Source organism: Candidatus Symbiopectobacterium sp. NZEC151 (assembly GCF_025962655.1).
Lineage (GTDB): Bacteria > Pseudomonadota > Gammaproteobacteria > Enterobacterales > Enterobacteriaceae > Symbiopectobacterium.
Genome location: NZ_JAGFPE010000001.1, coordinates 801,766 through 819,293 on the forward strand (window position 1 = coordinate 801,766; position 17,528 = coordinate 819,293).

The window sequence follows — 17,528 nt, forward strand, 5'->3', positions numbered from 1 at the left end:
TGAGAACCATTAAAATAAAAATCAATGTGTTAATAACTCTGGATAAATTAATTCCACGTCATAAACAATTCTGTTTTCCCCATTAAAGCGAAAATCACCGTGGACGTATCCACCCTGCGTTAAAAGTGCCGGTACCGCGTCACGTTTACCGTGACAAGCGGCAACAAACGTCAGCAATGCCAGAGGAAGAGGATCATCCAGGCGTAAATAACGATGTTGTACCGAACGAACAAACAAACCATGATGAAAGTGCTGTTTGAATAAGGTTTCCGCTACGCGCCAGGCGCGTTCTGCCCAAAGTGGGGACTGCGTTTTTTCCGCCAGTTCCGTCAAGGCAACCAACAGGAAAGGCGTTGCGCTGTTTTCCAAGCCATCTTGCTCACCGCGCTGCGCCATTGTCTCAATCAGGGCATACAGCTCATCGTCATCGCTCAAGCTATAAGCACGTACCAACGGCAGCAAATAATCACCTTCGAGTGCGAAGGGGGCTAATGTGGTGCCTTTTTTGCCATAATAGCCATCACGCGGGAACACAAAGCCGGTCATATCCTGGCCGTTGTTCCACATCGGTCGCAGCGTGTTGCTGACCACGTCATAAGCGTACTGGTAGTAATTCTTTAAGCCTGAAATTACCCAGGTCATGATGTCGCTATCGGGCTGCTGGCGCAGAATATCCAACATTGCCAGCGGGTTATCAATCAATAACGGGCGCATGTCGCGGAACAGCACATTGGCCTCTTTGGCGATAACGCCAAATTCCGGACCAAACTGACGCTGTGCACGGTCGCCGAACCAGGATTGCGTCTGGTTGTCATCTTCCGGTACCGGCTGGCGTTGCAACGGCGAACTGAACTGATACACCGGCATCCCGGTTTCAGGATTACGCGCCAACACATACTGGCGATATAAATGCTTACCCCATGCCGCCGCTGACGCATCGCCGGTAAAGCGCGCATACGCAAAGGCGGCGTAAATCAGGTCGGTACCCGCGTTGACGAAGGTCAACCCTTTGGTCAGCGGCAGTTCAGGCCAGATCGCCGGGTCAACCACATCACGGCGTGCGTGTTCAAACACCTGCGGGTCACGCGTTTTGGCGTAATCACCGTGGCGGCCAAGATCCAGTTGCTGCCAATCTTCAACATGGGCATTCCAGAAACCCTGCAAATAGTTCAGCGTTTTTTCTGCGTCGACGCGGTGCAACAGCGCGTAATAGGGCAGATGGTGTTTTAATTCATGCACCATGGCTTTGGATTCCGGCCCTTCGCTGCCCAGCGTATCCAGATTGATAAAACGGTGCCCGCCCCAATAGAACAGGCCGCTGTTGTCATCAACATAATGTTGGAAGAAGTAGTCGGTATAAGCGGTTGCCTGCTGTTCGTAACTGGAATCGCCAGTAATGATGCTCATGGCGCTTAAGGTTCTTAACCAGTTTTGCTGGCTGGCGAAATTCGCGATGGGCGCATCATGGCCATCCGGGAATTTCCACACTACGGGTTGTTGCGTGGTGACATCAAAGCCGTCTGCCCGCAGCGGTGAAGGATTTTTACGGCTTTGAGCGGCCTGCGATACGCGAGCGATATGGCTATCCAGGGCGGCTAACCATTCGTTGAGTGTCGTTTCTGAGCTGGTGCGTAAAGTCGTAAAAATACTCATCGAGAACCTTCTTATCGAACTGCGTTGCAGTTCCTTATAAATAGAAACACTGTTTCGATTGATTATATTGCGCTATTTGCCCGCTCGTCATGCACGCAATCTCGAAAGTGTGATCAAAGTCGGAACGTTGTTTTGATTTTTTTTAAGGAGGCGGTTTTGGCAAGGGTTGCGCCACCTTGTTTTAACTAACTAATTGAAATATATATCAAAGAAAACGCATTGTTGGAACGTGTCGCGTTATCTGTTAAAAAAATGTGTGAGCTTGTCAGCGTGCTATCGGTCAGAATTGCTACCGCATTGCTTTCATTGGTGAAACCAGAGAAGTGTAGTAAAGAACCGGGATGCTGCTAGCCAAGTCTGCTTGCTGCTACTGGTTCTTGGTACGCTACATTTACGCTTGCTCGCCACTGAGAGAACGAAAGCGCCGGGCAAAACAGCTCAAGTTGCGTGGCAGTGACAACCTGACCTGTTCCGGTGCGCGCCCGGCGCTTTCATGTTTGGAGAAGCGTGAAGCTGATGGTATAGTAATTCAATAAAAGTGAAATATTGTTTTATTTATTTCTTGAAGGCCGTCATGCTTTTACACCTTTTCAGTTTCGTTCGTAACGAATGTTACTAGAATGGCGCAATCCGTATGCAGTGCCTACCCGCATCCCGTTGGGAATTAGGCGATAACAATGAATAGGAAGGAGTGACCATGAAACGCTACTTTATTGATGATGAAACCCCGTGGGAAGAACTGGGCGGCGGTATTAAACGCAAAATCATGACCTGGACCGACAACCTGATGATGGTGTTGGTGCATTTTGATAAAGGGGCTATCGGTACGCCGCACACCCATGATATCCACGATCAGATTGCCTACGTTGCTGCGGGCAGCTTTGAAGTGGTGATTGAAGGGGAAAAACACATTCTGAAAGCGGGCGATGCCTATCTGGCCGTTAAGAATGAAATGCACGGCGTGGTGTCATTGGAAGATGGCAGCATCTTGATTGATACCTTCAATCCGAAACGCGCTGATTTCCTCTAAGCGCCGCTGATTCTAGCGTTACAAACCGGCCAGGCGATTGGCCGGTTTATCCTCCCCGTCAGTCCCGATCACTTTCCCGTCAAATCTTCCAGCGTTAACGCTGCCAGTGAATGCAACGTTTTGTCAGCCAATACCCAACGCGGATCCTGGGCATGCGCAGTGCTTGGCACCACGATGGAGCGCATACGCGCGGCTTTGGTGGCAATCATGCCGTTGACAGAGTCTTCCAGTGTGACACAGCACAGCGGTGAAATACCTAACGCCTGCGCCGCGTTTAAATAGACCTGCGGGTGCGGTTTACTGAAAGGCAGTGATTCCGCAGAGGCCAGCGTAGCGAAATAGTGCGTCAAACCAAAGGTGTGCAACACGTGTTGCAGCATAAACAGCGGGGATGCGGAAGCCAGTCCGATGCGAAAGCCCTGTTCCTGACACAGTTGCAAAGCGTGCTCAACGCCGGGCAGCAGTGGGCGGCGTTCATCCACCAGTTCAAGGGTGCGGGCGATAATACGCTTGACCACCTCACTGCGGCTGGGGGTTTTCCAAGGGGAGTACTGATACCACAGGTCAACCACCAGATCGATACGCAAGCCTAACAAATCGGGCAGGGTATCGCGCACCGAGGTATCCACCCCTAATGCTGCAATCACTTCTACCTCAGCCTGTTCCCACAAGGGTTCAGAATCGATCAGCAAGCCGTCCATATCAAACAAGGCGGCGCGAGGCGCGTTAGCTACAGACATCTACGTCTCCTGTCAGGTAAAAAGAGGTCATGGGGCTGAGTTGGCCGCTTCCAGCCCGCGTATATCAGCCCTGCAACGGGCAGGCTACCACAGTTTTCACCGTCATGGGGCGTTGTGTATGGGTGTCTACACTGCCTATCGACAGTTATTATGGTTATAATGCAACGGGATATGCCAGCGGCTTCTGTTTCGGCGTTGCCTGCCCGTTACCCCGGAGCCGCTCGTGCTGGGTGAGGGCTATTTTATCGCGTCATTTATAAGGGGAACTCATGACGTATCAACAGGCGGGTCTTATTGCGATTATAAAACGCATTGCAGGATGGATCCTTTTTATCCCGGCTCTGCTCTCAACCTGCATATCGCTGGCGAACTATGTCTATCAATACACGCAAAAAAAGCAGGGCATTGATGCCGTACTTCTGGATTTTCTGCACCTTATGATTGATATGACGCGCTTTAACACGCCGTTTCTTAACCTTTTTTGGTACAACTCGCCGATGCCGGATTTCTCCCGGCCCTTCGCTGTCGCCAGTATCATGTTCTGGATTATCTATTTATTGATTTTTGTTGGGCTGGCACTGCAAGTGAGCGGTGCGCGCATGTCGCGCCAGGCGCGGGCGGTGCGTGAGGGCATTGAGGATCAGGTGATTCTTGAGAAAATGAAAGGGAGTGAGGGACGCACCCGTGAAGAGCTGGCATCACGGGCAGAAGTGCCGCATCACACCATTTTTCTGCAATATTTCCCGCTGTATATCATGCCGATTATTACCGCCGTTGCCGGTTACCTGGTGTTGCGCCTGCTGAGCGTACCCGTGTGATAGCTACCGCAGCCCTTGCGACATGATGCTGCAAGGGCTGTGCCACCGTCTGATTCACGTGGTCAACTGCTGCTCAATAGCCTGTTGCGCCGCAGTAACATGTTGCCCGCCAAACAAATTTGCCCGGTTAAGCAGATAATAGATCTGGTATAACGGCTGGCGTTCAATAAAGCCCTTATCCAGCGGCCAGACGTTTTGATAACCGTCATAGATTTGCGGTGGCAGCGAGGGTGTGAGGGGTAACATAGCCAAATCACACTCTCTGTCGCCCCAATAGCTGGCCGGATCGAACAGGAAACTGCCATCATGATAGCTGGCGCAGTTGTCGGGCCAAAGATCGCCGTGCAGCAGTGAGGGTTGCGGTTGATGTCCAGCCAGGCGCGACTCCACCTGCATAATCAACGAATCGATATCACCGAAGTACATCCCTTTTTCGGCAGCCAACTGCAACTGCCAGCCAATGCGCTGTTCGGCAAAGAACGTGGCCCAACGCCGCTGCCAGCTATTCGGTTGTGGCGTGGTTGAGAGGTCATTATCAAAATCCAAACCAAATTGTGGCTGGTCGCTCCATTGATGCAGATGTGCCAGCTGCTCTCCGAGGCACCAGGCACTGTGCGCATCCAGCGGCTTTGGAGCAAGGTATTCCATCAGCAGAAAGCTGTGATCCCGTGAACTCCCTACGCCATACACGGCAGGCACACGTACCGTACGACTGCGTGCCAGCAGCGCCAGTTGATCGGCCTCAGCGGTGAATTTGGGCAACATCTCGCGGATATCGCTCTTGACGAAAACATCATACTCACCGTATTTCACCTGCCAGACGGTGTGCATCTCTCCGGCTTCACACGCCTGGTACTCGAAGATATCAGCGGTTCCAAGATGTTCATCCAATAGCTTGCCGATTGCTTGCCACATAGCGCCACCCCCGTTGATGATGTCACGAAGAGATTGTTACCTTAGCGTATTCCTTATCAGTAAACCTGAAGCTGTCGCACAGCATGGGCAATCGCCCACACCGAGAGCAGTATAACCCGAATCGTCAGCCGCTGGCTGAAAAACGCGCTATCGTGTTAAGACAACGCCGCTTGCGCGATGCGCTGACGTCGGGTGCGAACCTGATGCACGGTCAAGGCCAGCGCGAAGAACAGCGCCTGAACCAATACGATACAAGGCCCCGTTGCGCCATCCAGATAAAAACTGATCAGCGTGCCCGCAACGCAGGAGAACACCGATACGCAGGTGGCGACAATCAGCATACCATCAAAGGTTTTACACACCATAAACGCGACGATACCGGGGGCGATAAGCATGGCAATGACCAAAATAACCCCAACGGCTTGCAGCGATGCAACGATAGTCATCGCCAGCAGGCAAAGTAGACCGTAGTGGAGCCATTTGACCGGCAGGCCAATCACACGGGCATGGTGTGGATCGAAGCAATACAGCATCAAGTCACGGCGTTTAAGCATGACAATGACCAGCGTGACACCGGCAATCAGCAGGATTTGCGTCAACTCTTGTGCGGTGATCCCCAAGACGTTGCCAAACAGAATATGCGACAGATGTTGGTCGGTATCTATCCGGGCAAACATCACCAGCCCGAGGGCGAACATGCCAGAGAAAACGATACCCATCACGGTATCTTCTTTGACGCGGCTATGCTCTTTCAGATAACCGGTGGCGAGCGCGCACAGCACGCCGGAGGCAAATGCGCCTACCGCAAAGGGAATACCGAGCAAGAACGCCACAACGATGCCGGGCAGTACGGCGTGGGAGATGGCATCCCCCATTAACGACCACCCTTTGAGCACCAGATAGCAGGAGAGTACCGCACACACCACGCCGGTGACGACGGCAGCCAGCAGTGCGCGTTGCATGAACGGATAGGCCAGCGGTTCAATGATCCAATCAAACAACATTGTCATTGCACATCTCCCTCTGCCGCACGGTGGCGCGCACGCCGTGTCGCCAGTAAGCCATGTTTCGGGGCAAACAAAAACGCGAGCAGAAAGATCAGCGTCTGCAAGGTGACAATCACCCCGCCCGTTGCACCATCAAGATAAAAACTGAGATAGGCACCCAACGCGCTGCTGATGGCACCGAGCACAATGGCAATCACAATCAGTCTGCCAAAACGATCGGTTAACAGGTAAGCGGTAGCACCCGGTGTGATCACCATGGCAATCACCAAAATGGCACCTACGGTTTGCAGCGCGGCTACGGTGCAGGCGCTGAGCAGGGTAAAAAACAGGATTTTGAGCTTCAGCGGCGATAAACCAATGGAACGGGCGTGGTTCTCATCAAAAAACACCGCCAGCAGATCTTTCCACAGCACACACATGATGATGAAGGTAATGCCGATAATAATCTCGACCTGAAGCACGTCCTCGTCGGCGATGCCGAGAATATTGCCGAAAATAATCGACTGTACGTTAACCGAGGTGGGGTTAAGGGAGATGATCAGCAATCCGGCGGCAAAGAAGGTGGAAAAGATAAAGCCGATAATGGCATCTTCACGCAAACGTGTGATGTGACGGATAAGCGTCATTGCCAAGGCGGCCAGCATGCCGGTAAAAAAAGCGCCCGCCGCGTAGGGCAAGCCCAGTGCGTAGGCACCCGCAACGCCCGGCACCACAGAGTGGGAGAGGGCATCGCCCATCAGCGACCAGCCCTTGAGCATCAGGTAGGCGGAAAGAAAGGCACAGACGCCGCCTACGATGGCACTCACCCAAATTGCCTTCACCATGTAGTTGTAGTGGAACGGCTGCAACAAAAGTTCAAACATCTACGTTAGTTATCCTCTGGCCGGGAGCGGAATGCCGGTGTATCGCTGGGGGTTGCGCCATAAAAGACGGCAGGGCGTTCGTCATCGGTTAATACGGTGACAGTTCGGGCGTCGTCATCGTCGTGCAGATGCTCGCCACCGAGATTGATGTGGCGCAGCACGCCGCCAAAGGTTTTCTCCAGATTACTCTGGGTGAAGGTGGTTGCGGTGGGACCGGCTGCCAGTACGGTGCGGTTGACCAGAATCACGTTGTCGCAAAATTCAGGCACGCTGCCGAGGTTGTGGGTCGCCACCAAAATCAGATGTCCTTCATCACGCAGAGTGCGCAGCAGATCGATAATGGCATTTTCGGTTTTCACATCCACGCCGGTAAAGGGTTCATCCAACAGCAGCACACACCCTTGCTGCGCCAGCGCACGCGCCAGAAAAACGCGCTTTTTTTGCCCGCCGGAGAGTTCACCAATTTGCCGTTGGCTCAGCGCGCTCATGCCGACGCGAGCCATGGCATCGTTTATCACGTCACGATCTTGCTGGCGCGGGATGCGCAAAAAATTCATTTTGCCGTAGCGCCCCATCATCACCACGTCGGAGACCAGCACGGGAAAATTCCAGTCAACCTCTTCGGTTTGCGGCACATAGGCGATGAGATTTTTTTTCAACGCGTCACTGATGGCTTCGCCGTTGAGACGAACCTGGCCCGAAGAGGGCTTCACCAGCCCCATGATGCTTTTGAATAAGGTCGATTTACCGCTGCCGTTGACCCCAACCAGCGCGCAGATGGTGCCGCCGCCCAGTGAAAAGGACGCGTTACGAATCGCCTGATGGCCGTTGCTGTAAGTCACGGAGACATCGTCAACGGTAAGTGCTAATGCAGGTGTACGACTCATTGATTAAATCCTTCGGCGATGGTGTTCACCGTGGTTTGCAGCAGATCCAGATAGGTGGGAACCGGACCCTTTTCATTGGACAATGAGTCAACATACAACACGCCGCCATATTTCGCGCCGGTTTCTTTACTGACCTGTTTGGCCGGTTTATCGGAAATGGTGCTTTCACTGAACACCACCGGGATGTGTTTTTCACGCACGGTATCGATCACGCGGCGCACTTGCTGAGGGGAACCCTGCTCATCAGCATTGATCGGCCACAGGTAGACTTCGTTGAACTGATAATCGGTGGTGAGGTAGCTAAAAGCGCCTTCGCTGGTGACGAGCCAGCGCTGTGCCTCAGGAATGCGCGACAAACGCTCACGCAGTGGGGCATCCAGTGCGGTGATTTTTTCCGCATAAGCCTTTGCGTTACGGTTATAGATCTCCGCGTTATCCGGATCGTATTGCACCAGTCCCTTACGGATGTTCTCGACATAAATCAAGGCGTTGCTGGGAGACATCCAGGCATGTGGGTTCGGGTTGCCATTATAGGCCCCTTCACGGATAGGCAGTGGTGTTATCCCATCGGTTACCGTAACGGCCGGGACATCTTTGATATTTTCAAAGAAGCGGCTGAACCAGCGCTCCAGATTCAAACCGTTCCACAAGATAAGGTCCGCAGACTGCGCCTTGACGATATCCCGCGGTGTGGGCTGATAGTCATGGATCTCTGCGCCCGGCTTGGTGATCGATTCTACGGTAGCTGCGTCTCCCGCGATGTTCTGCGCGATATCCTGAATAATGGTAAAGGTGGTTACCACCTTGAGTTTGTCTTTGGCATACGCGGGTGAGGCGAGAGTAGACGCGGCGAGGAGTGCCAGAGGCAGAGTGAGACGCACAATTCGAGAAGGGGTGAAGGCCTGGAAGAAACGCATAGACATATCCTTACAAGTCGCGATGGTTAATTATTAGATGAAAATAATTCTCAATCGCATTTAAGTCAAGCGTCTCTTACGATTACTGCGACGCTGATACCCTGTGTTTACCCACTGCCGTGTGCTTTTGCGCGATCCTTGCATATCTTGAGCGTTGCCCTGTTGTAAAATCGTGATTCTGGTTAACAAATCTTACTTAACGTAACGAATGAAGTCTAACTGTTGCTGCGGTGTTTAAGGTGTTTTTTCGTTGGCCGCTAAAATGATGTACCGCGGCACAACATGCATAAAAAAAAATGTTGATCGGCCGATATACCAAATAGGTGCAATGGAAATATGCGATGTTGAGAGGGTATTCGCAATGGGAGCAAAATCAGAAAGGCGCTGGAAGTTGGCCAGTATCATTCTCCTGGTAGTACTGGCGTTATTAGTTGGCGTAATGGTTCAAGGGTATTAATGGATCGTAGCGGGAGGAACCTGTGTCATGCGATGCATTTTCCTCCCGGTAGCATAATAATAAGAAACCACTCCTTTTATTTTCTTATCGTAAATAAGTTCTAAATTTATAACATTTTGCTATGGCAAATGCGCCTTAACAGTAGCAAGGATTGCCAGGGAGTTACATTTTACGGATTAATAAATAAAACCACGAATATTCAGTGGGTTATCCATGACCTGTTTGTGATGCCAACGGCGGGTTTCATGCGACTGTTACAGGGGTTGAAGCCTTATTTTGTGCGGCACCTCTGTGACTGAAGAAAAATGGCTTGCCATCGTTTTCAGAGTGTGTAATAACGCATCTGGGTGAAACGAGGTGCGGTTCTGTATATGAGTGGCATTTTCAGTAAAGAAGTTAATGATACAACCGTTAGCGTTGCGTACTACTTCTCTGCCGATCTTTATCTTGGTGCCTCAAAGCAGTAACGACTTTGGTTTGTCTGTATAACGCCTTTGGGCGGTTTAAACAATTAAAGGAAATGTGTAAAATGGCAAAGATTAAAGGTCAGGTTAAGTGGTTCAATGAGTCCAAAGGTTTTGGTTTCATTACGCCTGCTGACGGCAGCAAAGACGTGTTTGTTCACTTCTCTGCAATCCAAGGTACCGGTTTTAAAACGCTGGCTGAAGGCCAGAGCGTAGAGTTCGAAATTCAAGACGGCCAGAAAGGTCCTTCTGCTGTTAACGTAACCGCGCTGTAATTACCGTTTCCGGTGCAAAACCCGCCATGGTGCGGGTTTTTTGTTGTCTGCCTTTTCCCTTGCCGCCTATCCGCTCGTGTTTTTATCGCTCTGTAGGAAAATATGTTCATGTTCTATCAATGCCCGCTCTGCCATCAGCCGTTACTGGCTAACGATCGCCAATGGTCATGCGGTACGCATCATTTCGATCGCGCCAGAGAAGGATACGTCAATCTGTTACCGGTGCAGTTTAAACGATCCAAAATGCCCGGTGACAACGCAGAGATGATGCGCGCCCGTCGCCTTTTCCTCGATGCAGGCCATTATCAGCCGCTACAGGCCGCGTTACTGCAACATCTCCATCGCGTGCTCGCATCCCAGGCGCAGGCCTTGCTGGATATTGGCTGTGGAGAAGGGTATTACACCGGGGCATTGGCGGACGCGTTACCGGCAGTGCAGATTTTCGGGCTGGATATCTCTAAGGCCGCTGTTCAGCGGGCCGCGAAACGCTATACGGCGGTTGAATTTTGCGTTGCCTCAAGCCGACGTTTGCCGTTCGGAGATGCGACGTTGGATGGCATACTGAAAATTTATGCGCCCTGCGACGGTGAAGAGTTGGCGAGAACCGTCAAAGCGCAAGGGTGGGTGATCACCGTTTCTCCCGGTCCGCGTCATTTGTACCAGCTTAAGGCACAGGTCTATGATGCTGTCATGCTGCATCCGGTAAAAGCGGAAGTGCTGCCGGGCTTTACGCTGCAAGAAGAGCACTCGCTGGCATACTGGATGTCATTAGCCGGTGATGAGGCCGCGGCATTGTTGCAAATGACGCCCTTTGCCTGGCGCGCGTCGCAAGCGGTTAAACAGCAACTGTTGGATAGCGAGCGCTTTGAGTGTGAAACGGATTTCATTATTCGTTTTCATCAGCGAGATGCCTGAGCCGCAGCGTTAAAAAAAGGGAGCACAGGCTCCCTTTTTTTTAAAACGTGGAAAACTGCTAACGCATCTCCAATCAGGCAACGCGAAACAGGTGTTCGTAGAGAATATTGCTGCCAATACCAACCAATACCACGCCGCCAAAGATTTCAGCCTTTTTCCCCATCAGCGGACCGATGTAGCGGCCGATCATCATACCCAATGTCACCATGATCATGGTGGCACAGCCGATAACCATCGCGGTGTGGAAAATATTGACCTGCAAGAAGGCGAGACCCACACCGATGGCCATGGCATCGAGGCTGGTAGCGATGGCGGTACAAACCAGAGCAAACAGCGTGTGACGGCGTACGGGTTCATCATCCTCGTTGGCGCTGCTCATGCCTTGCATAATCATGCGGCCACCCAGGATGACCAGCAGGGTGAAAGCCACCCAATGATCCCATTCAATAATATATTGGCTGGCAAAGAAACCCAGTGCCCAGCCGATAAGGGGGGTAATGGCTTCAATCAGCCCAAAGATTAATCCGGTGCGAATCGCATCACGAAAGCGAGGTTTGTGTAAGACGGCACCTTTACCAATGGAAGCAGCAAACGCATCCATCGACATGCCAAAAGCAAGAATAAGCGTAGCAGAAAGATTCATAGCAATAGCCTCGGCTGGGCGGTTCTCCATATCCACATGTCGCCTTCCCAACCTAAATAGGGGACATGTGTCTATGGTCTCGCCTGCATCACTGCCGCCCGCACCACGTTTTTACTATACCTGTTGCCGTATATCCGCTTCTGCATGACGGAGGTACTGACAATCTTTCGGTATAAAACGAGTATGTTGATACGGGCATTCCTGAATCTTATATTCAGAAATTGGCTACTCCCCAAATGACGGCGCAACCTTACCATAATATTTACGCGTGAAACAACCGATAAAAAGCAGGGATTTCTCTACTGTGGTTTTAAATGTAATTGATAATTGTTTTCATTATCATATACGATGTTAAATTCACAAAATAATAACAGCGTTAACAGGGTTAAATATAACCAGTTATCGTGTGGGAACTCACCGGGGAAACTCGGTATGTCAAAAATCAATCTATTTATATTATTGATTTTCAACCATAAATTTATATATCTTTTCGAGGTCGTCTAATTGTTGCACGTTGATCAGTAAGCGACGTTTTTCCAGTTCGACCACCAGTATGCCGTCTTCGGATAAATTCATGTTACGAATGCGGGTATAAGGAATAAAAATGTTGGCATAGATAAAACCGGTTGCCTTGAATAATAATTTTGGTCGGCGAATATAAGAGAGATATAGCGATATTGCCACCAGGGATATTAATAACGTGGTGGTTAATACCGTACCGTTATGAATGATATTCTGGTAGATAAGAATGCCAATAAGACCGACGAAAATCAGCGTGTCCAGCCGATTGGTGCGACGCAACGGCACCAGCAAACGGGTGCCTCCCTGACGCAGGGGTTGGATAAATTCATCAAAAATGGCATACGCCAACATAAGCGCAATAACGACAATCAGCACAATATCCGTTGTTGACATAGCATTCTCCTACGTTGTTGCGTTGAGCTAACCGCGATGTGGGGCGAAAAATAAAGGACGCGGCGTGAGGCACGGCGCGTCCGGTAGTTTATCACAGGCTCACAGAGGATTGCGGCACCCACTCCGCCCATCGTCGTTGCCGCGTGCTGGCGCGATTAAACGCCCAGCAGGCCAATCCAGTAGCCGAAGATACCGATGGCAAAGAAGCCGATAATCAGCCACAGCGCGTTAACTTTGCGCCGTAACAACCACATACAGCCGAACGTCAGCAGCAGCGGCACTAACCCTGGCATCAACTGATCGAGGATCGATTGCACCGTGGTGACCGTGGTCTCGCCGTTCTGATTGGTGACGCGGGAAACCACCATCGGAATGTTCACATGGGTCCATTTGTTAACCAACGCCCCCATGACAAACAGGCCGAGGATAGATGCCCCCTCGGTCATCTTTTGCAGGAAGCCGCCGCCCATATCACTGACGATATCGATGCCTTTACGGTAACCGTAAGCCACGCCGTAGTAGCGCACTAACAGACGTACCATGTTAAACAGCACGAAGAACAAAATCGGGCCGAGCAGGCTGCCACTCATGGCGATACCCGCACCCAGCGCGGCAAACACCGGACGGGCCGTTCCCCAGAAAATCGGGTCGCCGACACCGGCTAACGGTCCCATCAGACCCACTTTCAGGCCGTTGATCGCACCGTCATCAATCGGAGCACCGTTGGCACGCTGTTCTTCCATCGCCATGGTAACGCCCAGTACCGGCGCGGCCACGAAAGGTTGCGTGTTAAAGAACTCCAGATGGCGTTTGATCGCCTGTTTGCGCTCTTCCGAGTTTTCCGGATACAGGCGACGAATGACTGGCACCATGGAGAAACAGAATCCCAGGGCCTGCATACGTTCAAAGTTCCACGATCCCTGAAACAGGTTGGAGCGAATAAACACCGCACGGATATCGCTGGGCGTCAGTTTTTTCTCTTGCGTTGAATCAACCATTTCTTTCACCCCTGTTAGTCCAGTTCGTTATCAAGATCGTTGTTGCCCGATGCGCTGGCGGGTTGCCCCTGCGCCTTGTTGTACTTCGGACTTAACTGGATATACATGATCGCCATGACGATACCGATAACGCCCAGCGCAACCAGGTTGAACTGGGTGAAGGCAGCAGTTACGAAGCCAAGATAGAAGAACGGCATCAGATATCCAGCACGCATCATGTTGATAACCATCGCATAACCAACCACAACGATCATGCCGCCTGCGATATTCAACCCGTTGGTCACTACCTCAGGGATGGAGTTCAGCAGTGTGTGGACGGCTTCAGTACCGACGGACACGGCCACAATCAGCGCAGGAATAGCGATACGCATTGCCTGCAACAGCAGGGCAGAGATGTGAATCCAACTGATGGCGTTTAAATTACCGCGTTCCGCTGCACTGTCAGCCGCATGCTGAAAGGCCACGGTGATGGTACGAACGATAATGGTCAATACCTGGCCTGCGGCGGCAAGCGGGATAGCCAGTGCAATACCGGCCCCCACGCCCTGACCACCGGCGATAACCAGAATGGTAGAGATGATGGACGCGAGTGCAGCATCAGGTGCTACAGCAGCACCGATATTCATCCATCCCAGCGCAATCATTTCCAGGGTCCCACCGATGATGATCCCGGTTTGCAAATCACCGAGCACGGCGCCAATCAACGTACAGGCGACCAGAGGACGGTGAAACTGGAATTCATCAAGAATAGACCCCATCCCCGAGACGCATGAGACGAGAAATATCAGCACAAGTTGAAGTGTTGTTATCTCCATTGTACTTCTCCTATGAGAAAACTGTCTGAGTAAATATGATCAAAATAAACATAGTCGAGACACAGCATTACGGTGCCAGGGTGCGGTAATGCTATTGTCGTTAGCTATTCACCTTGGCAATCAGATCCATCATTTTAAGTTTAGAATCGGTGGATACCTTTCTGACTTCCAGCTCAATGCCGCGTGCATCCAACGCCTTGAAGGCTTCGATGTCTTTGGCATCAATGGAGACGGCGTTATTCACCTGGGTTTTACCTTGACGGAATGCCATACCGCCGATGTTCACCGACGTGATTTCAACGCCATTCTCAACCAGACGCTGCACGTCGGTGGGATTGGTGAACAACAACATCACGCGGTCGTTGGCGTATTTCGGGTTTTCATACACCCGGATCGCTTTGGCAACGTCCACCACGTGGGCGGTTACGCCGGGAGGGGCCACCTGTGTCAGCAGCGTTTTGCGTACGTTATCGGCGGCAACTTCATCGCTGATGACGATAATACGGCTGACATTGGTCTCCTTGGTCCAGCGGGTCGCTACCTGACCGTGAATCAAGCGGTCATCGATACGTGCGAGGCCAATTTTCATATGTCCACCGGGGCCAACCTGTGCGGGCGCGACGGCTTTGGCTACCGGCTTGGCGGCGGGTGCGGGTTCAGCGGCTTTCAGCGCTTTCACGCCGGTGCGGCCCGCTTCAAGCGCGATGGCGATCAACTCCTCGAAGGAAGGGTTATCATCGCGCGCCATAAACGTTTCTGCCAGCATCGGGATATTCACCCCGGCAATCACATCATGGTTGGCTTTGTCCGTGACCAGACGGCTGGCGGCATTAAACGGGCTGCCGCCCCAGGTATCAACAAGAAACAGCACGCCAAGCGACGTATCCAACGTTTCGAGCTTAGCCTGATATTTCTCAATTAACGTTTCCGCATTTTCACCGGGAACGAAATCAATCCAGGCGACGTTACTTTGTTCACCCAGAATCATTTCCGCTGTTTTCAGCAGCGGCCCGGCGGTGGATCCGTGAGTGCACAACATAATTGCAATACTCACTTGCTACCTCCTCATTCTATTTAAGGTACTCAATGCATCCGGTTAAGGGGTAAGGCGGTTAACCGAAGTGATATCAGTATGAACGCAAGTTTTTACTCAAGAATCATAAAAGAATAAAAAGGATGCGCTGTAGCGTTATATGCTATGAAACGATTCAGGCTCCCCATCATGGGTGTAAAGTCCGATTTATTTTACCCACTGAAAAAATAAATAGTGTGATGCTGCTTACGTATTTGCTGGTTAAAACGGCGTTTGTTATGTGATTGAGAACAATATCACGGGTATGTTAAGGAACAGTGGATATCGGCGTTTCTTGGTAGCAAAGAAATCTTTGTAAAAATTCGAAACAACCTGCTAGAGTAATCTCCTGTTTAATTGCTCAGGAGCACAGGGTCTCGACCCACTCTATATGGACCGTCACCGACAATCCTTTCTTACCCAGCCGGCCTGCGCCGGTGCTGTTTCTGGGGCTGACCTGATGGGTCACCCACGTATCGATAGCCGTCAGGGCGGTATTTATTCTCTTGCTGTTTCCCCTATGCTGCGCCACATCACACCGACGGTGTTGATGCTGTCTGCTTGCGCCATTTCTGGAGTCTGACATGGAATTTTTGCTGGATCCCTCAATCTGGGCGGGCCTGTTGACGCTGGTGGTACTGGAAATCGTCCTGGGTATCGATAACCTGGTGTTTATCGCCATTCTGGCGGATAAATTGCCGCCGAAGCAGCGCGACAAGGCCCGTGTCATTGGCCTCTCGTTGGCGCTCTTGATGCGCCTGGGGCTGCTCTCCCTGATTTCATGGATGGTGAAACTGACCAACCCACTGATCACTATCGCCGGTTACGGTTTCTCCGCACGCGATATGATCTTGCTGGCGGGGGGGCTATTTTTGCTATTCAAAGCCACCACAGAGCTGCATGAACGGCTGGAAAACCGGCCGCATGAACATAATGGGCCCAGGGTTCATGCCAGTTTCTGGGCGGTTGTCGCACAGATTGTGGTACTGGATGCCGTCTTCTCACTGGATGCGGTGATCACGGCTGTCGGTATGGTTAACCATATCGGTGTGATGATGACAGCAGTAGTGATTGCGATGGTAGTGATGCTGCTGGCCTCCAAGCCGCTGATGAACTTCGTCAATGCCCATCCGACGGTGGTGGTACTCTGCCTTAGCTTCTTGCTGATGATTGGTTTGAGCTTGATGGCGGAAGGTTTCGGCTTCCATATCCCGAAAGGTTACCTGTACGCCGCGATCGGTTTCTCGATTCTGATTGAGCTGTTTAACCAGATTGCGCGCCGCAATTTCATCAAGCACCAGTCGCGCCGCCCGATGCGTGAGCGGACTGCCGAAGCGATCCTGCGTTTGATGGGGGCGCGTAAAGCCACGGATGATGAAGAAGCAAAACCGGCATCGCCTGCCATGGAAACCTTCGCAGCAGAAGAACGCTATATGATCAGCGGTGTATTGACGCTGGCATCGCGCTCGCTGCGCAGCGTGATGACTCCACGTACCGAGATCTCCTGGGTCGACAGCGAACGCTCGATTGACGATATTCGCGTGCAACTGCTGGATACGCCGCACAGCCTGTTCCCGGTGTGCCGGGGTTCGCTAGACGAATTGGTCGGTGTGGTGCGCGCCAAAGAATTGCTGGTGGCGCTGGATAGCGGGGTAGATGTGGAAAGCTTCGCCGCTGCCACACCGCCGCTGGTGGTGCCGGATACGCTGGATGCCATCAATCTGCTACCGGTATTGCGCCGTGCCAAGGGCAGTCTGGTTGTCGTTACCAACGAATTTGGTGTGGTGCAGGGACTGGTGACGCCGTTGGACATTCTGGAAGCGATTGCCGGTGAATTCCCGGATGAAGATGAAACGCCGGATATTGTGGTTGAAGAGGGCGGCTGGTTGGTGAAAGGCGGCACCGATTTGCACACGCTGCAACAGGTGTTGGACAGCCATGAACTGGTCGATCCGAAAGAAGAATATGCGTCGTTGGCGGGGTTGTTGCTGGCACACAGCAATGAAATTCCCAAGGTGGGCGAGGTGATTGAACTGCATCACTTCCGCTTTGAGATCAAGGCCGTATCGGAATACCGTATCGAATTGGTACAGGTTACGCGCTTGGCCGATCCTTATGCGGATGAAGAAGAGTAATCGCCCGCT

18 protein-coding genes and 1 pseudogene are annotated in these 17,528 nt (G+C 51.8%); 7 read left to right on the forward strand and 12 right to left on the reverse strand.

The window, feature by feature from the left end; genetic code table 11:
* Positions 1-21 precede the first annotated feature (21 nt).
* Positions 22-1,653 carry a pectate disaccharide-lyase PelW gene (gene pelW / locus J5067_RS03685; RefSeq protein ID WP_264650460.1) on the reverse strand — a complete coding sequence of 544 codons (1,632 nt, stop codon included), beginning with the start codon at positions 1,651-1,653 and terminating at the stop codon, positions 22-24.
* A gap of 697 nt (positions 1,654-2,350) precedes the next feature.
* Here pelW and J5067_RS03690 point away from each other — a divergent pair.
* Positions 2,351-2,683 carry a cupin domain-containing protein gene (locus J5067_RS03690; RefSeq protein WP_264642506.1) on the forward strand — a complete coding sequence of 111 codons (333 nt, stop codon included), beginning with the start codon at positions 2,351-2,353 and terminating at the stop codon, positions 2,681-2,683.
* A 68-nt stretch (positions 2,684-2,751) separates the two neighbouring features.
* On the opposite strand, the gene hxpB is transcribed toward J5067_RS03690, so the two are convergent.
* Entirely contained in the window at positions 2,752-3,423 is a 672-nt protein-coding gene (gene hxpB / locus J5067_RS03695) for a hexitol phosphatase HxpB (protein ID WP_264650461.1), read from the reverse strand.
* A 269-nt stretch (positions 3,424-3,692) separates the two neighbouring features.
* Here hxpB and J5067_RS03700 point away from each other — a divergent pair, with 269 nt between their 5' ends.
* Positions 3,693-4,241, forward strand: a complete 549-nt coding sequence (locus J5067_RS03700; RefSeq protein WP_264642508.1) for a YniB family protein — start codon at positions 3,693-3,695, stop codon at positions 4,239-4,241.
* A gap of 54 nt (positions 4,242-4,295) precedes the next feature.
* Here J5067_RS03700 and J5067_RS03705 read toward each other — a convergent pair whose 3' ends face one another.
* From J5067_RS03705 to J5067_RS03725, 5 genes are all read right to left on the reverse strand, one after another.
* On the reverse strand, positions 4,296-5,156 hold the full coding sequence (locus J5067_RS03705; protein WP_264642509.1) for a fructosamine kinase family protein: 861 nt from the start codon (positions 5,154-5,156) through the stop codon (positions 4,296-4,298).
* Between the two features lie 155 nt (positions 5,157-5,311).
* Positions 5,312-6,166 (reverse strand): metal ABC transporter permease, encoded by an 855-nt coding sequence (locus tag J5067_RS03710; protein WP_264642510.1) that lies wholly within the window; start codon positions 6,164-6,166, stop codon positions 5,312-5,314.
* Positions 6,163-7,026 carry a metal ABC transporter permease gene (locus J5067_RS03715; protein WP_264650462.1) on the reverse strand — a complete coding sequence of 288 codons (864 nt, stop codon included), beginning with the start codon at positions 7,024-7,026 and terminating at the stop codon, positions 6,163-6,165. The genes J5067_RS03710 and J5067_RS03715 overlap by 4 nt, the downstream gene beginning before the upstream one ends.
* A 5-nt stretch (positions 7,027-7,031) precedes the next feature.
* Positions 7,032-7,913: a manganese/iron ABC transporter ATP-binding protein gene (locus J5067_RS03720; RefSeq protein WP_264642512.1), complete on the reverse strand. Its 882-nt coding sequence runs from the start codon at positions 7,911-7,913 to the stop codon at positions 7,032-7,034.
* The gene (locus J5067_RS03725; RefSeq protein ID WP_264642513.1) at positions 7,910-8,830 is read right to left on the reverse strand and encodes a metal ABC transporter substrate-binding protein; all 921 of its coding nucleotides are present in this window, start codon (positions 8,828-8,830) and stop codon (positions 7,910-7,912) included. The genes J5067_RS03720 and J5067_RS03725 overlap by 4 nt, the downstream gene beginning before the upstream one ends.
* Positions 8,831-9,658: 828 nt before the next feature.
* Between J5067_RS03725 and J5067_RS03730 the strand changes: the two are divergent.
* The 3 genes and pseudogenes from J5067_RS03730 to rlmA all read left to right on the forward strand — a co-directional run bounded on the left by J5067_RS03730 (position 9,659) and on the right by rlmA (position 10,941).
* Positions 9,659-9,776 (forward strand): annotated as a pseudogene (locus J5067_RS03730) (DUF2627 domain-containing protein).
* 40 nt (positions 9,777-9,816) lie between these two features.
* On the forward strand, positions 9,817-10,026 hold the full coding sequence (gene cspE, locus J5067_RS03735; protein ID WP_196907015.1) for a transcription antiterminator/RNA stability regulator CspE: 210 nt from the start codon (positions 9,817-9,819) through the stop codon (positions 10,024-10,026).
* A 108-nt stretch (positions 10,027-10,134) separates the two neighbouring features.
* The gene (gene rlmA / locus J5067_RS03740) at positions 10,135-10,941 is read left to right on the forward strand and encodes a 23S rRNA (guanine(745)-N(1))-methyltransferase (protein ID WP_264642514.1); all 807 of its coding nucleotides are present in this window, start codon (positions 10,135-10,137) and stop codon (positions 10,939-10,941) included.
* A 73-nt stretch (positions 10,942-11,014) separates the two neighbouring features.
* Here the strand turns inward: rlmA and mntP are convergent, their stop codons facing one another.
* From mntP to manX, 5 genes are all read right to left on the reverse strand, one after another.
* On the reverse strand, positions 11,015-11,584 hold the full coding sequence (gene mntP / locus J5067_RS03745) for a manganese efflux pump MntP (protein ID WP_264642515.1): 570 nt from the start codon (positions 11,582-11,584) through the stop codon (positions 11,015-11,017).
* Between the two features lie 456 nt (positions 11,585-12,040).
* Positions 12,041-12,499, reverse strand: coding sequence for a DUF986 family protein (locus tag J5067_RS03750; RefSeq protein WP_264650463.1), 459 nt, complete (start codon positions 12,497-12,499; stop codon positions 12,041-12,043).
* Between the two features lie 155 nt (positions 12,500-12,654).
* Entirely contained in the window at positions 12,655-13,497 is an 843-nt protein-coding gene (locus tag J5067_RS03755; RefSeq protein ID WP_264642517.1) for a PTS mannose transporter subunit IID, read from the reverse strand.
* 14 nt (positions 13,498-13,511) lie between these two features.
* Entirely contained in the window at positions 13,512-14,312 is an 801-nt protein-coding gene (locus J5067_RS03760; protein ID WP_264642518.1) for a PTS mannose/fructose/sorbose transporter subunit IIC, read from the reverse strand.
* 100 nt (positions 14,313-14,412) lie between these two features.
* The gene (gene manX / locus J5067_RS03765) at positions 14,413-15,366 is read right to left on the reverse strand and encodes a PTS mannose transporter subunit IIAB (RefSeq protein ID WP_264642519.1); all 954 of its coding nucleotides are present in this window, start codon (positions 15,364-15,366) and stop codon (positions 14,413-14,415) included.
* 478 nt (positions 15,367-15,844) lie between these two features.
* Between manX and J5067_RS03770 the strand changes: the two genes are divergently transcribed.
* On the forward strand, positions 15,845-15,967 hold the full coding sequence (locus tag J5067_RS03770; RefSeq protein WP_264642520.1) for a hypothetical protein: 123 nt from the start codon (positions 15,845-15,847) through the stop codon (positions 15,965-15,967).
* Position 15,968: 1 nt separating this feature from the next.
* Positions 15,969-17,519 carry a TerC family protein gene (locus J5067_RS03775; RefSeq protein WP_264642521.1) on the forward strand — a complete coding sequence of 517 codons (1,551 nt, stop codon included), beginning with the start codon at positions 15,969-15,971 and terminating at the stop codon, positions 17,517-17,519.
* Positions 17,520-17,528: the final 9 nt, after the last annotated feature.